We start from the raw sequence: 14,715 nt of genomic DNA on the forward strand, positions 1-14,715 counted from the left end.
TATGGGTAAGCAGCCGAGAGTCTGAGCCGGAACGGCAGACGAAGAGGCCCGGGCGTTTCCGCCCGGGCCTCCGCGAAGCCGTGAACCGCCGCCGGTGTCAGCCGACGACCGTCCAGGTGTCGTTGCCGGTGAGGAGTGCGGCGAGGTCGCCCTTGCCGTTCTGTTCGATGGCGGTGTCGAGCTGGTCGGACATGAGGGTGTCGTAGACCGGCCGGTCGACGGAGCGCAGGACACCGATGGGGGTGTGGTGCAGGGTGTCCGGGTCGGCGAGGCGGGACAGGGCGAAGGCGGTGGTCGGGGAGGCGGCGTGGGCGTCGTGGACGAGGATGTCCGCTTCGTTGTCCGGGGTGACGGTGACGACGCTCAGGTCGCCGGTCCGCCGGTCGCGTACGACGCCCTTGGAGCCGTCGGTGCCGAAGCGGATCGGCTGCCCGTGCTCCAGGCGGATGACCGCTTCCTCGGCCTGCTGCTTGTCCTTGAGGGCGTCGAAGGCGCCGTCGTTGAAGATGTTGCAGTTCTGGTAGATCTCGATCAGGGCCGTGCCGGGGTGCTCGGCGGCCTGGCGCAGGACCTCGGTGAGGTGCTTGCGGTCCGAGTCCACGGTCCGGGCGACGAAGGACGCCTCCGCGCCGATGGCCAGGGAGACCGGGTTGAAGGGCGCGTCCAGCGACCCCATCGGCGTCGACTTGGTGATCTTCCCGACCTCGGAGGTGGGGGAGTACTGCCCCTTCGTCAGCCCGTAGATCCGGTTGTTGAAGAGCAGGATCTTGAGGTTGACGTTGCGGCGCAGGGCGTGGACGAGGTGGTTGCCGCCGATGGAGAGGGCGTCGCCGTCGCCGGTGACGACCCAGACGGACAGGTCGCGGCGGGAGGCGGCCAGCCCGGTGGCGATGGCGGGGGCGCGGCCGTGGATGGAGTGCATCCCGTAGGTGTTCATGTAGTACGGGAAGCGGGAGGAGCAGCCGATGCCGGAGACGAAGACGATGTTCTCCTTCGCCAGGCCGAGCTGGGGCATGAAGCCCTGGACGGCGGCGAGGACGGCGTAGTCGCCGCAGCCGGGGCACCAGCGCACTTCCTGATCGGACTTGAAGTCCTTCATGGACTGCTTGCCCTCGGCCCTGGGGACCAGCTTCAGTGCCTCAGTCATCGATGGCCTCCTTCAGGACCGTGGCGAGCTGTTCCGCCTTGAACGGCATGCCGTTGACCTGGTTGTACGACTGCGCGTCGACCAGGTACTTCGCCCGGACCAGGGTGGCGAGCTGGCCGAGGTTCATCTCGGGGATCACCACCTTGTCGTAACGCTTCAGCACCGTGCCGAGGTTGGGCGGGAAGGGGTTGAGGTGGCGCAGGTGGGCCTGGGCGATCGCCTGGCCGGCGGTGCGCAGCCGTCGTACGGCCGCCGTGATCGGGCCGTACGTCGATCCCCAGCCGAGGACGAGGGTCTTGGCGCCGTGCGGGTCGTCGACCTCCAGGCCGGGGACCTCGACGCCGTCGACCTTGGCCTGGCGGGTGCGGACCATGAAGTCGTGGTTGGCCGGGTCGTAGGAGATGTTCCCGGTGCCGTCCTGCTTCTCGATGCCGCCGATCCGGTGTTCCAGGCCGGGGGTGCCGGGGACGGCCCAGGGGCGGGCGAGGGTGTGCGGGTCGCGTTTGTAGGGCCAGAACACCTCGGTGCCGTCGTCCAGGGTGTGGTTGGGGCCCTGGGTGAACTGCACCGTGAGGTCGGGCAGCTCGTCCGGTTCCGGGATCCGCCACGGCTCACTGCCGTTGGCCAGGTAGCCGTCGGAGAGGAGAAAGACGGGGGTGCGGTAGGCCAGCGCGATCCGGGCCGCTTCCAGGGCGGCGTCGAAGCAGTCGGCGGGGGTGCGGGGTGCGATGACGGGGACCGGAGCCTCGCCGTTGCGCCCGTACATGGCCTGCAGCAGGTCGGCCTGTTCCGTCTTGGTCGGCAGACCGGTGGAGGGTCCGCCACGCTGGATGTCCACGACCAGCAGCGGCAGTTCCAGGGAGACCGCGAGCCCGATCGTCTCGCTCTTGAGTGCCACGCCCGGGCCACTGGTCGTGGTCACGGCCAGCGAGCCGCCGAAGGCGGCCCCCAGTGCGGCGCCGATGCCGGCGATCTCGTCCTCGGCCTGGAAGGTGCGCACGCCGAAGTTCTTGTGCCGGCTCAGCTCGTGCAGGATGTCGGAGGCCGGGGTGATGGGGTAGGAGCCGAGGAAGAGCGGCAGGTCGGCCTGGCGGGAGGCGGCGATCAGGCCGTAGGACAGGGCCAGGTTCCCGGAGATGTTGCGGTACACGCCCGGCGGGAACGCCGTGGCCGCCGGAGCGACCTCGTAGGAGACCGCGAAGTCCTCGGTCGTCTCGCCGAAGTTCCAGCCCGCCCGGTAGGCGGCGATGTTCGCGGCGGCGATGTCGGGTTTCTTCGCGAACTTGGCCCGCAGGAACTTCTCCGTGCCCTCGGTGGGCCGGTGGTACATCCAGCTCAGCAGTCCGAGCGCGAACATGTTCTTGCTGCGCTCGGCCTCTTTGCGGGTGAGGTCGAACTCTTTGAGGGCCTCGACGGTCAGGGTGGTCAGCGGTACCGGGTGCAGGTGGTAACCGTCGAGGGACCCGTCGTCCAGGGGCGAGGTGTCGTAGCCGACCTTCTGCATGGCCCGCTTGGTGAACTCGTCGGTGTTGACGATGATCTCCGCGCCGCGTGGCACGTCGTCGATGTTGGCCTTCAGCGCGGCCGGGTTCATCGCGACGAGCACGTTGGGTGCGTCGCCGGGGGTGAGGATGTCGTGGTCGGCGAAGTGCAGCTGGAAGGACGAGACACCCGGGAGGGTGCCGGCGGGCGCCCGGATCTCGGCGGGGAAGTTCGGCAGCGTCGACAGGTCGTTGCCGAACGACGCGGTCTCCGAGGTGAAACGGTCACCGGTGAGCTGCATCCCGTCACCCGAGTCCCCCGCGAACCTGATGATCACCCGGTCCAGCCGGCGGACGTCCTTCGCCCCGACCGGTTTGCGCTGCTCTCCTACGACGGTTCCGTCGGCCTGCTCCGCTGGGCTGCTGACCTGACTGGTCACTGAACTGGACCTCCCTCGAGGCGGCTGTCCGGGGATCGGTCTCCCACCGACCGTCCCGGGATCAACCCTACGTCCGCAGGTGTTGACTTCCGGTGGACATTCGCATGATGGACACGACCTCGAAACGACCCGTGGCCCTTGAACTCCACGTTTTCCCGCCCCCCGGCGCTCGTGACGTTCGTGAAGACGCACCCCGCACGTGCGTCGGTTTCTCCTCGTTCGGATGAGCACCCAGGCAGCCGAGCCCGGCGGCCGTTTCCGCCGGGCGGACCGCTGATATCAGGAATTGAGATACGTCAGCACGGCGAGCACCCGCCGGTGATCACCGTCGCTCGGGGACAGCCCCAGCTTCATGAAGATGTTGCTGACGTGCTTCTCGACGGCCCCGTCGCTCACGACGAGCTGGCGGGCGATCGCCGAGTTCGTCCGGCCCTCGGCCATGAGTCCCAGGACCTCCCGCTCCCGCGGGGTGAGTCCCGCCAGCACGTCCTGCTTGCGGCTGCGCCCGAGCAACTGCGCGACGACCTCCGGGTCCAGCGCCGTACCGCCCTCCGCCACCCGCACCACCGCGTCCACGAACTCCCGTACCTCGGCCACCCGGTCCTTGAGCAGGTAACCGACGCCGCGGCTGGAACCGGCCAGCAGCTCCGTGGCGTACCGCTCCTCCACGTACTGGGACAGCACCAGTACGCCGAGGCCCGGGTGCGCCTTGCGCAACTGCACCGAGGCGCGCACGCCCTCGTCGGTGTGTGTCGGCGGCATCCGTACGTCCGCCACCACGACGTCCGGCAGCTCGCCCTGCGCGTCCAGCTCGGTGATGGTCTTGATCAGTGCCTCGCCGTCGCCGACACCGGCCACGACGTCGTGCCCGCGGTCGGTCAGCAACCGGGTCAGCCCTTCTCGGAGCAGCACTGAATCCTCGGCGATGACCACCCGCACCTTGTCCTCCACGATCTTCGGTCCCCCACAGCCCGTCCACCACCCCACGGCCCGCGCGGCCCACGCCGCGTCCACGAACCGTCCGTGCGACAGGTCCAGCATTCCAGCATCGGAGGCCGGATGCGTTCGGGCAACGGGAAGAGAGCGGGAAGAGAGGGGAGGGCGAGAGCGGGACGAGCGGGGCGGCAGTCCGGGGCTCGGCCGCTCGGGGGCCGGCTTTCGGCCGGTTCTCGATCACGCCGCCCGGCGGCTCGCGCGATGGCCCTCCCGGCGCCGCGAGAGACGCCGCGATGGCCGTCGCGGCGTCTCTCGCAGGGCCACCGCGGCAGCTCCCGCGATGGCCTCTCGGCCGTTACCTGGCCACCGGCTCGTTCCGCCACGGCAGCTCCGCCGTCACCCGGGTCGGCCCGCCGGCCGGTGAGTCCACCACGAGGATCCCGTCCACCGCGTCGAGCCGCTCCGCGAGCCCCGCGAGTCCCGACCCGGCCGACGCAGCCGCCCCGCCCACGCCGTTGTCCACGACCTGAAGCATCAGTCGGTTCTCCACCCGCCAGACCTCCACGGCGGCCGACGTGGCCCGCGCGTGCTTGCTGATGTTCTGCAGCAGCTCCGACACCGTGAAGTACGCGATTCCCTCGATCGCCGACGCCGGCCGCTCCGCGAGGTCGACCTCCACCCGCACCGGCACGGTGCAGCGCGAGGCGACCGCCGACAGCGCCGCGTCCAGGCCGCGGTCGGTCAGGACCGCGGGATGGATGCCCCGGGCCAGGTCCCGCAGCTCCTGGAGTGCCGTCTTCACCTCGCCGTGCGCCTCGTCCACCATGACCGCCGCCGCCCGCGGGTCCTCCCGCAGCTTCTCCTTGGCCAGGCCCAGGTCCATGGCCAGGTTGACCAGGCGGGCCTGTGCCCCGTCGTGCAGGTCGCGCTCGATGCGCCGCAGGTCCGCCGCGGCCGTGTCGACCACGACCCCCCGGTCCGACTCCAGCTCCACCACCCGGGTCGCCAGCCTCGACGGTCCGAGCAGCCCGTGCACCATCAGCCGGTCCACCGTCGTCAGCGCCCGGACGATCCACGGCGTCGCCAGCGTGAACAGCAGCCCGACCAGCGCGGTCACGGTGATCTCGAAGGGGTTGTCCAAGTAGATCCGGTGCGTCTCGTCGCCGTACAGCTGGAGCCCGTCCTGGCCGGCGTACATCGGGAACACCCAGAACCACAGCGGGTACGTCAGCATCGCCCAGCCGACCGCCCAGACGTTCAGGGCCACGACGAACGAGAACACCGACCACGGGAACTGCAGCACCGCGTACAGCAGGCTCCGCCAGGAGGTGCCGCTCTTGAGTACGGCGCCTATCCATCCCATCGCGCCCTGCTTCCTCAGCCGCAGCGGGGCCGGATCGGCCACCCGGAGCCCCAGCAGGGCACGGGCCCGCGCCCGTTCCATCGCGCCGAAGCCGCGGCACCCGGCGAGCGCCGCCGCCAGCACCGGGACGCCCAGGAACGTCACCAGCAGGCCCGCTCCCAGCGACGTCATCGTGACGGCGTACGTGAAGAGCAGGATGCCGATCGGCAGGCTGAGCAGCACATAGCCGAACTCGCGCCAGCTGCGTGCCTCGAACGGTGCCCGCAGCCCCGCCGGCAGCCGGTGACGTCGCGCACGGGTGTCTCCGGAGAAGCCGGGCCCGCTCCCCAACTCGTAACCCTGTCCGTATTCCGTGGCCATCGGTGCCGTCCTTCTCCTCGTCCTACGGCTGTGCTGTCGTAACTCCACCCTCCTCGACCGCACACCCACGGGCCATGGAGCTCGTCGGCGTCTCAAGAGGGGGGTTTTCCCCACCCCCTACCTCGGGCCCGAGGCACGGGAGGTGATGTTGGCGTCCTCGCGGTCGCGCCACGGCAGTTCGGCCGTCACCGTCGTCGGGCCGCCCTCCGGCGAGTCGACGACGAAGAGACCGTCGACGGCGGACAGCCGGTCGGCGAGGCCCTTCATCCCCGTACCACCGTCGAGGCGCGCGCCCCCGCGGCCGTCGTCCCCCACCTGTATGAGCAGTCGGTCGGACGACCGCCACACCTCCACGGAGGCGGACCTCGCCGCGCTGTGCTTGCTGACGTTCTGGAGCAGCTCCGAGACGGTGAAGTAGGCGATGCCCTCGATGGCCGCCGCGGGCCGTTCCGTCAGGTCCACGGTCACCTTGACCGGCACGGTGCAGCGGGAGGCGACCGAGGAGAGCGCCGCGTCCAGGCCGCGGTCGGTCAGCACGGCGGGATGGATGCCGCGCGCCAGGTCCCGCAGCTCCTGCAAGGCCAGCTTCACCTCGCCGTGCGCCTCGTCGACCATGGTCGCCGCAGCGTCGGGGTCCTCCAGGAGCTTCTCCTTGGCCAGGCCCAGGCCCATGGCCAGGTTGACCAGGCGGGCCTGTGCCCCGTCGTGCAGGTCGCGCTCGATGCGCCGCAGGTCTGCCGCGGCCGTGTCGACCACGACCCCCCGGTCCGACTCCAGCTCGGCGATCCGCCGCTCCAGTTCGTCGGACGGGGACAGCAGGCCGCGCACCATCGCCCGGTCCGCGTTGGCCAGGCCCCGCGCGATGAAGGGCAGCACCGGCCACAGTACGAACAACGACGTCAGCGTGATGACGAAGGTGAGGATGCCCCAGGGAAGCCGTATGAAGTCGTACAGGACCGTGCGCCAGCCCACCGGGTCCTTCAGCGCCATCCACAACTGGGTGAAGAACCCGTCCTTGCCCCGCAACGGCAGCCGGCTCGGCTCGTCCACCCGCACCCCGAGCAGTGCACGGGCCCGCGCCCGCTCCAGCTTGCCCAACTGCCGCGCGCCCAGCAGGCCGGCCGCCAGCAGTGGGGCCCCGATCACCGTGACCGTCAACCCGGCGCCCACGCCCAGCATCGTCACGACGTAGATGAATCCGAGCAGCGCCGCCGGGAGATTCGCCAGCAGGTGGGCGATCTCCTTCCAGGTGTGCCGGTCGTAGGCGAAACGGGCCGGCGGCAGGCGTTCGCCGGTCGCTGCGCCGCTGGTCCCGGCGGAAGTCGCTGTCGAGAGGCGTTCGGTCATACGAGTCAGCGTGCCGTGCGGCGCGGCGCCGCGCCATGAGGTGGACCGCCGGGATCCACTGAGGAAAACCCCACCCCCGTGTCCCAAGGTGTGACGGGCTGCTTACCGTCTCTTTATCAGGCCCTAGACTCCCGTACGCACAGATCGTCGAACAGCAGCGTCGGGACAGCGGCGCCAGGACAACAGCGTCGGGACAGCGGCGCCAGGACAGCAGCGTCAGGTCAGGGAGAGAGGGACGCACGTGCCGGAACCGACCGTCGGGCTCGCCGCGGACTATTTCCAGTCCTACTCGGTCGTCGGGCTGCTCGCAGTCGTGGGCGTGCTCTTCGTCGCCGTCGCATTCGGGGCCGGGCACCTGCTGCGGCCCGTGGTCCCGACCCCCGAGAAGCTGCTGACGTACGAGTGCGGGGTGGACCCCGTCGGCGACGGCTGGGCGCACACCCAGGTCCGCTACTACGTCTACGCGTTCCTCTACGTCATCTTCGCGGTCGACTCGATCTTCCTCTTCCCCTGGGCGACGGTCTTCGCCGACCCCGGGTACGGCGCGACGACCCTCGTGGAGATGTTCATCTTCCTCGGATTCCTCGCCGTGGGTCTGTTGTACGCATACAAGAAGGGCGTCCTGTCATGGACGTGAACCCCGCCGGACCCGTGCCGCTCCCGGAGCCCAAGCGGCTCGGCGCGCTCGCCCGTCTCGCCCCGGAACCGATGAAGGTCGTCCTGAACTGGGGCCGCCGGTACTCCCTGTGGGTCTTCAACTTCGGTCTCGCGTGCTGCGCGATCGAGTTCATCGCCGCGTCGATGGCGCGCCACGACTTCATCCGGCTCGGCGTCATCCCGTTCGCGCCGGGCCCTCGCCAGGCCGACCTGATGGTGGTCTCGGGCACGGTCACCGACAAGATGGCGCCGGCCGTCAAGCGCCTGTACGAGCAGATGCCCGAGCCGAAGTACGTCATCTCCTTCGGTGCCTGCTCCAACTGCGGTGGCCCCTACTGGGACTCCTACTCGGTGACGAAGGGCGTCGACCAGATCATCCCGGTCGACGTCTATGTCCCCGGTTGCCCGCCGCGCCCCGAGGCGCTGCTCCAGGGGATCCTGAAGCTTCAGGAGAAGATCGCGCGGGAGTCGCTGGGGGAGCGGTACGGCACCTCGCCCCGGGCGTCGGCGACCGCGCTGCAGAGCGGCCTGGTGCGGCCACCGTCCCCTGACGCTGCCCCGGCCCCGGGCTCCGCCGCGGACCGTCCCTCGGGACCGGGGGAGGCCCGATGACCGCGGTCGGCTGGCTGCCCGCCGATGCCGAGGAACTCTTCGGCGCCCAGGCCACGGCCGAGGAGTCGTACGACGTCCTGACCGTGGACGTGCCGCCGGTGTCCTGGATCTCCGCGCTGGAGACGGCGCGTGACCGGCTGGGCTGCACGTACTTCGACTGGCTGAGCGCGGTCGACGAACCGGGCACGGGTTTCCGCGTCGCGGCGCACGTCGTCGCCCTCGGCCCCGTACGCCGGCTGCTGCTGCGTACGACCGTCCCGCACGACACCCCGGTCCTGCCCACCGCCGTCGCGGTGTACGCGGGCGCGGCCTGGCACGAGCGCGAGACGCACGAGATGTTCGGCGTCGCCTTCGAGGACCACCCGGCGCTGGACCACCTGCTCCTTCCGGAGGGCTTCGAGGGACACCCCCTGCGGAAGGACTTCGTCCTCGCCGCCCGCGTCGCCAAGGCCTGGCCCGGGGCCAAGGAGCCGGGCGAGTCCGACCACGGCGGCCCCCGGCGCCGTCAGATGCTGCCGCCGGGCGTCCCCGACCCCAACGAGTGGGGCCCGCTGAAGGGCCAGCTGCCTCCCGCTCCGGCCCGCCCGGCACGCGGGGCGGGGCGGGCGGCGGGGGAGCGCCCGGCCCGCGCGGCAGGTGACCGACCGGCCCGTCGGACCCGCACGGCCGGCGAGGGCTCCGCCAGCCAGACGGCGCCCGGCACCGACACCCCCGCCACCCCGCGCCGCTCCCGTACGGCGGCGGAGGGCTCCGCCAGCCAGACGCCCCCGGCGGCCCAACCCTCGACTACCGAGCCCTCGGCGGCCGAGTCCACGACTACCGAGCCCTCGACTACCGAGTCCTCGGTCGCCCCGCCGGCTCGACGGGCGCGCAGCGCCGGTGAGGGCTCGGCGTCGCAGCGGGCAGGAGCGGGCGGCACCGGGGGACCCCGGCGGGCCCGGAGCGCGTCCGAGGGGTCGGCGAGCATGCGCTCCCCCTCCGACTCCGACACCGGGACCCCGGACGAGACGCCCGCCGACCCCGTCAGCCCCGTCAGCCCCGCCGGCGACGACCCCGCCACGTCTCCACGCACGGAGGAACCGGCTCCGAAGACCGCCCCCTCCACACCGCGCAGCCCGGACGCCCCGTGGCACCACGCCCGCCCTGCCTTCGACGAGGTCGAGCCCGAGTCGCGTCACGGGACGGAGCCGGGGCAGAACAGGGCGGCTCCGGACGGCACGGCGGAAGAGAAGCCCGTGCAGGGGGAGACACGGGAGCCGGAACAGGGACTTGATCAGGCCCCCGGAGCCCACCAGACGTCCGACGAAGCCGACGCCCCCAGCGACACCGGCCTCCCTGACGACGGCACCGACGACTCCGGCACCCCGGACGACTCCGGCACCCCGGATGACATCGGCGCCCCGGACGACACCGAAGCCCCCGACGACTCCGGCACCCCCAAGAACCACAATCGCCCGAACCCCCCAGGAGGCCCGCAGTGAACGACGCGCTCGACGTCACCCTGCGCCTCCTCGTCGTCTTCGTCGTCTTCCTCACCTTCCCCCTGCTCGTCGGCCAGACCGAGCACAAGGTGATGGCCCACATGCAGGGCCGCCTCGGCCCGATGTACGCAGGCGGCTTCCACGGCTGGGCCCAGCTCGTCGCGGACGGCGTGAAGTTCGCGCAGAAGGAGGACGTGGTCCCCGCCGACGCGGACCGCCGTATCTTCCAGCTCGCTCCCGCCGTGGCCCTCCTGCCGTACCTCCTGGTTCTCCTGGTCATCCCCATCGGCCCAGGAGAGGGCGCGGTCGGCCAGGTCGTCGACGCGGGCCTCTTCTTCGTCCTCGCCGTCATGGGCGTGGGCGTCCTCGGTTCGCTCATGGCCGGCTGGGCCTCCGCCAACAAGTACTCCCTCCTCGGCGGCCTGCGGACCGCCGCCCAACTCCTCGCCTACGAACTTCCGATGCTGCTCACCGCGGCCTCGGTCGCGATGGCGGCCGGCACCGTCTCGCTCGTCGGCATCCTCGACGCCTTCGAGTGGTGGTGGCTGCCCTGGCAGATCGTCGGCGCGATCGTCTTCTTCGTCGCCGGGCTGGCCGAACTGCAACGACCCCCCTTCGACATGCCGGTCGCCGACTCGGAGATCATCTTCGGCGCCTACACCGAGTACACCGGCCTGCGCTTCGCCCTGTTCCTCCTCGCCGAGTACGCCGGGATCGTCGTCCTGTGCGGCCTGACCACCGTCCTCTTCCTGGGCGGCTGGCATGGCCCCTGGGGCGCCGACGGCCTCGGCTGGGTGTGGACCCTGCTGAAGACGGCCGTCCTCGCCTTCGTCGTGATCTGGCTGCGCGTGACCTACCCGCGCCTGCGCGAGGACCAGCTCCAGAAACTGTCCTGGACGCTCCTCGTCCCCCTGTCCCTCGCCCAGATCGCCCTCACCGGCATCGTCAAGGTGGTGATTCGGTAACCATGTCCCGCCTGTCGATCCCCGGCAGCGGCCTGGCCAAGGGTCTGGCCGTCACCCTGCGCACGATGACGAAGAAGACCGTCACCGAGCAGTACCCGGAAGTCCAGCCCGAGCTCCCGCCCCGCAGCCGCGGTGTGATCGGCCTGTTCGAGGAGAACTGCACGGTCTGCATGCTGTGCGCCCGCGAGTGCCCGGACTGGTGCATCTACATCGACTCCCACAAGGAGACGGTCCCGGCGGCGACCCCCGGCGGACGCGACCGCAGCCGCAACGTCCTCGACCGCTTCGCCATCGACTTCTCCCTGTGCATGTACTGCGGTATCTGCATCGAGGTCTGTCCTTTCGACGCCCTGTTCTGGTCCCCGGAGTTCGAGTACTCCGAGACCGACATCCGTGATCTCACGCACGAACGCGACAAGCTCCGCGAGTGGATGTGGACGGTTCCGGCCCCGCCCGCCCTCGACCCCGGCGCGGAGGAACCGAAGGAACTCGCCGCCGCCCGTAAGACCGCCGACAAGCTGGCCGCTCAGCGCGAGGCGGCACAGCGGGAGGCGGTCCAGCAGGAGACGGTCCAACAGGAAACGGCCCGGGCGACCGAACCGCACGCCGACGAGCAGGCCCGCGCCGCCGAGCAGCCCACCCGCCCGATGGGCGACTCCAAGCAGCAGACGGACCAGCCGAGGCCGACGTCGGAGCAGCCGGAACCCACTCCGGACCAGCCGGACCAGCCGGACCAGGAGGGCCGGGAATGACCCTCGCAACGACCGTCGGTCACCTCGCCGCGGATTCCACGGCCAAGGCCGCCGAATCCCACGGCTTCCTCTCCCCGACCGGCGTCGAGATCGCCTTCCTTCTCGTCGGCCTCGTCACCCTCGGCGCCGCCGTCGTCACCGTCACCACTCGGCAGCTCGTCCACGCCGCCCTGTGGCTGGTCGTGGCCCTCGGCGGCCTCGCCGTCGAGTACCTCTTGCTCACCGCCGAGTTCATCGCGTGGGTACAGGTCCTCATCTACGTCGGTGCCGTCGTCGTCCTCATTCTGTTCGGCCTGATGCTCACCAGGGCGCCCATCGGCCGGTCCCCGGACGCGGACTCCGGCAACCGCTGGGCCGCCCTCACCGTGGCCGTGGCCGCCGCGGCGGCCCTGGTGTGGGTCGTCGTCGACGCCTTCCGTACCACCTGGATCGACCTGGACGGCCCGGCCGCCGGCTCCACAGCCGTGACCGGAGCGAGCCTCTTCCAGAACTGGGTCCTCCCCTTCGAGGCACTCTCCGTCCTCCTCCTAGCCGCCCTGGTCGGCGCCATCGTCCTGTCCCGCAAGGCCAAGGCGGACCCCACGGCCGGCCGGGGCCGCACAGCCGACACCGGCTCCCCAGCTGCCACCGGCCCCGCAGCGGACACCGGCCCCGCAGCGGACACCGGCCCCGCAGCCGCCACCGGTCCCGCAGCCGCCACGGGCCGCACACCCGACACCGGCCGCACGACCGAGACCGACCCGCCTGCCGACCCGAACGGTGCCGACAAGGGTGGTGACCGCTGATGCACCTCGCCTATCCCGCCGTTCTCTCCGTCCTCCTGTTCTGCACGGGCCTGTACGGCGTCCTCGCCCGCCGCAACGCGATCCTGGTCCTGATGTCGGTCGAGCTGATGCTCAACGCCGTCAACCTCAACCTCGTCGCCTTCGACGTCTGGCTCAGCAAGGCCGCCGAGGAGACCCTGCACTCCGGCCAGGCCCTGACCCTGTTCACGATCGCCATCGCGGCCGCCGAGATCGGCATCGGCCTGGCGATCGTGCTCGCCGTCCACCGCAACCGCGGCACCTCGGACATCGACAAGCTCCGAGACACCGCCGAGGGCCACGAGCCGGACGGCTCCGACACCGATGCCCCCGCGACCGGGACGGCCGCCGAGAAGGCTGAGGCCACCGCGTGACCACGACCACCCTCGCCGTACTCGTCCCCCTCCTCCCCTTCCTGGGGGCAGCCGCCGGCCTTCTGCTGGGCCGCACCGCGCCCGGGTTCGTCCGCCCGCTCGCCGTCCTGCCGACGCTGGCGGGCCTCGTCCTCGCCGTAGTGGTCGCGGCCCGCCAGGGCGGCGGCCGGGCCGTCGACGCCGTCACGGAGCTGACGCCCACCGGTTCCGTCCCCATCGAGCTGGCCCTGCACATCGACGGCTTCGCCGCCCTCGTCGCCGTACTGGTCGGCACCGTCGCCACCTGTGTGCAGATCTACTCGACGGGCTACCTGCGCGACGACCCCCGCTACGCCTCGTACGCCGCTCTCGTCTCCCTGTTCACCTCCGCCATGTTCCTCGTCGTCTACTCCGGCGACCTGATGGTGCTGCTGGTCGGCTGGGAGATCATGGGCATCTGCTCGTACTTCCTGGTCGGCCACTACTGGGAGACCCCGGAGGCCCGTGCCGCCTCCCTCAAGGCCTTCCTGGTGACCAAGCTCGGTGACGTCCCCTTCCTGATCGGCCTGCTGGCGCTGGCCACCGAGGCCGGCTCCTTTCGCATCACCAAGATCCTCGGCGCGGTCGCGAACGGCTCGCTCGACCACCCGACGCTGATCGCCCTGCTGCTCCTGGCCGGTGTGGCGGGCAAGTCGGCGCAGTTCCCGCTGCACACCTGGCTCCCCGACGCGATGGCGGGCCCGACACCCGTCTCCGCGCTGATCCACGCGGCGACGATGGTCGCCGCGGGTGTCTACTTCGTCGCCCGGCTCCTCCCGCTCTTCGAGGCCTCACGGGCCGCGATGATCGTCCTCGCCGTCATGGCCGCGGTCACGATGGTCGGCTCGGCGCTCGCCGCGCTCGCCCAGGACGACATCAAGCGCGTCCTCGCCTACTCGACCATCGGGCAGCTCGGCTACATGACCGGCGCCCTCGCCGCCGGCGACCGCGGTGCCGCCGTCTTCCACCTCATCTCGCACGGCGCCTTCAAGGCGCTGCTGTTCCTCGCCGCCGGCGTGATCATCCACGCCGCCGGCACCAACTCGCTGGCCGCCATGTCCCGCATGCGCGGCCTGCGCGACCGCGTCCCGGACGCCTACTGGACGATGACCGTGGCGCTGCTGGCCCTTGCCGCGATCCCGCCTTTCAGCGGCTTCTTCTCCAAGGAGTCCGTCCTCGTCGCCGCCGAGCACGCCGCCACTGGCCACAACGAGCACGCACCCGGCGCCGCGGGCTGGACCGTCCTCGTCGCCGGCCTGTGCGCGGCCCTGCTCACCGCCGCGTACGCGGCGCGTCTGTGGCTGCTGGCCTTCCGCGGGCGGGGTGCCGAGGCCCCCGACCACGGCAGGCAGCCGATGGTCATGAACGCCGTGCTCTGGGTCCTGGCCATCCCCTCACTCGCCCTCGGCGGACTCGCCTTCCGTCTGCTGCCCGACTGGTTCGACGGACAGGACCTCACCCCCACCCTCACCACCTCCGTGCTCGGCACGGGTGTGGCCCTGGTCGGCGGCATCGTCACCTACGCGGCATGGCGCCACACCACGGTGCTCGCGGACCGGGCCCCGCTGGGCGCCGTCGCGGCCCACCCGGAGGGCGACGCCGCCCTGGTGGAGGCCGAGGCCATCGCCAGCCACAAGCCCGCCTACGGAGACATCGCCTACGCGCCCGACCCGTCGGACCCCGGACGGCTCCTGCTGGGGCCGCTGCACCGGCACGCGGCCGTCGGCTTCCACCTGGACGCGGTGTACACGACCCTCTTCGTGCGTCCGGTCCAGGCCGGCGCGAGTCTCGTCCGGTTCCTCGACCGCGAGGTCGTCGACACCTACGTGCGCGGGGCGGGCACCCTGCCCCGCTGGCTCGGGGCCGCCGTACGGCGTGCCCAGACCGGCAATGTGCAGACCTATGTGAGCGCGCTGCTCGCCGGCACCGTCGTCCTGGCGGTCGCCGCCGTCCTCGTCGCCACGGGAGCGTGAGCAGGC

At 71.3% G+C, this 14,715-nt stretch carries 13 protein-coding genes; 8 read left to right on the forward strand and 5 right to left on the reverse strand.

The features are described 5' to 3' along the window. Positions 1-97: 97 nt before the first annotated feature. From ACIQ6R_RS00745 to ACIQ6R_RS00765, 5 genes are all read right to left on the reverse strand, one after another. On the reverse strand, positions 98-1,147 hold the full coding sequence (locus tag ACIQ6R_RS00745; protein ID WP_404217839.1) for a 2-oxoacid:ferredoxin oxidoreductase subunit beta: 1,050 nt from the start codon (positions 1,145-1,147) through the stop codon (positions 98-100). Continuing rightward, complete coding sequence (locus ACIQ6R_RS00750) at positions 1,140-3,068, reverse strand: 2-oxoacid:acceptor oxidoreductase subunit alpha (protein ID WP_404168837.1); 1,929 nt, start codon at positions 3,066-3,068, stop codon at positions 1,140-1,142. The genes ACIQ6R_RS00745 and ACIQ6R_RS00750 overlap by 8 nt, the downstream gene beginning before the upstream one ends. Positions 3,069-3,347: 279 nt before the next feature. After that, positions 3,348-4,007, reverse strand: a complete 660-nt coding sequence (locus ACIQ6R_RS00755) for a LuxR C-terminal-related transcriptional regulator (RefSeq protein WP_404170650.1) — start codon at positions 4,005-4,007, stop codon at positions 3,348-3,350. A 352-nt stretch (positions 4,008-4,359) separates the two neighbouring features. Then, entirely contained in the window at positions 4,360-5,727 is a 1,368-nt protein-coding gene (locus ACIQ6R_RS00760) for a sensor histidine kinase (RefSeq protein WP_404168840.1), read from the reverse strand. A 117-nt stretch (positions 5,728-5,844) separates the two neighbouring features. Continuing rightward, positions 5,845-7,074: a sensor histidine kinase gene (locus ACIQ6R_RS00765; RefSeq protein ID WP_404217842.1), complete on the reverse strand. Its 1,230-nt coding sequence runs from the start codon at positions 7,072-7,074 to the stop codon at positions 5,845-5,847. 241 nt (positions 7,075-7,315) lie between these two features. On the opposite strand from ACIQ6R_RS00765, the gene ACIQ6R_RS00770 reads away from it, so the two are divergent. From ACIQ6R_RS00770 to ACIQ6R_RS00805, 8 genes are read left to right on the forward strand one after another with little or no spacing between them, the layout of a single operon-like run. Further along, the gene (locus ACIQ6R_RS00770) at positions 7,316-7,711 is read left to right on the forward strand and encodes an NADH-quinone oxidoreductase subunit A (protein ID WP_375913287.1); all 396 of its coding nucleotides are present in this window, start codon (positions 7,316-7,318) and stop codon (positions 7,709-7,711) included. Further along, positions 7,702-8,343 carry an NADH-quinone oxidoreductase subunit B gene (locus ACIQ6R_RS00775; protein WP_404217845.1) on the forward strand — a complete coding sequence of 214 codons (642 nt, stop codon included), beginning with the start codon at positions 7,702-7,704 and terminating at the stop codon, positions 8,341-8,343. The genes ACIQ6R_RS00770 and ACIQ6R_RS00775 overlap by 10 nt, the downstream gene beginning before the upstream one ends. Then, positions 8,340-9,824: an NADH-quinone oxidoreductase subunit C gene (locus ACIQ6R_RS00780; protein ID WP_404217847.1), complete on the forward strand. Its 1,485-nt coding sequence runs from the start codon at positions 8,340-8,342 to the stop codon at positions 9,822-9,824. Before ACIQ6R_RS00775 ends, ACIQ6R_RS00780 begins: the two co-directional genes overlap by 4 nt. Further along, positions 9,821-10,789, forward strand: coding sequence for an NADH-quinone oxidoreductase subunit H (locus ACIQ6R_RS00785; protein WP_404217850.1), 969 nt, complete (start codon positions 9,821-9,823; stop codon positions 10,787-10,789). Before ACIQ6R_RS00780 ends, ACIQ6R_RS00785 begins: the two co-directional genes overlap by 4 nt. Positions 10,790-10,791: 2 nt before the next feature. Then, the gene (locus ACIQ6R_RS00790) at positions 10,792-11,541 is read left to right on the forward strand and encodes a 4Fe-4S binding protein (protein WP_404217852.1); all 750 of its coding nucleotides are present in this window, start codon (positions 10,792-10,794) and stop codon (positions 11,539-11,541) included. Then, positions 11,538-12,326 carry an NADH-quinone oxidoreductase subunit J gene (locus ACIQ6R_RS00795; RefSeq protein ID WP_404217855.1) on the forward strand — a complete coding sequence of 263 codons (789 nt, stop codon included), beginning with the start codon at positions 11,538-11,540 and terminating at the stop codon, positions 12,324-12,326. The genes ACIQ6R_RS00790 and ACIQ6R_RS00795 overlap by 4 nt, the downstream gene beginning before the upstream one ends. Then, on the forward strand, positions 12,326-12,718 hold the full coding sequence (gene nuoK / locus ACIQ6R_RS00800) for an NADH-quinone oxidoreductase subunit NuoK (protein ID WP_404168858.1): 393 nt from the start codon (positions 12,326-12,328) through the stop codon (positions 12,716-12,718). The genes ACIQ6R_RS00795 and nuoK overlap by 1 nt, the downstream gene beginning before the upstream one ends. Continuing rightward, positions 12,715-14,709 carry an NADH-quinone oxidoreductase subunit L gene (locus tag ACIQ6R_RS00805; RefSeq protein ID WP_404168861.1) on the forward strand — a complete coding sequence of 665 codons (1,995 nt, stop codon included), beginning with the start codon at positions 12,715-12,717 and terminating at the stop codon, positions 14,707-14,709. Before nuoK ends, ACIQ6R_RS00805 begins: the two co-directional genes overlap by 4 nt. Positions 14,710-14,715 lie beyond the last annotated feature (6 nt).

The sequence above is a fragment of the Streptomyces sp. NPDC096048 genome (genome assembly GCF_044763415.1).
Taxonomy (GTDB): Bacteria; Actinomycetota; Actinomycetes; order Streptomycetales; family Streptomycetaceae; genus Streptomyces.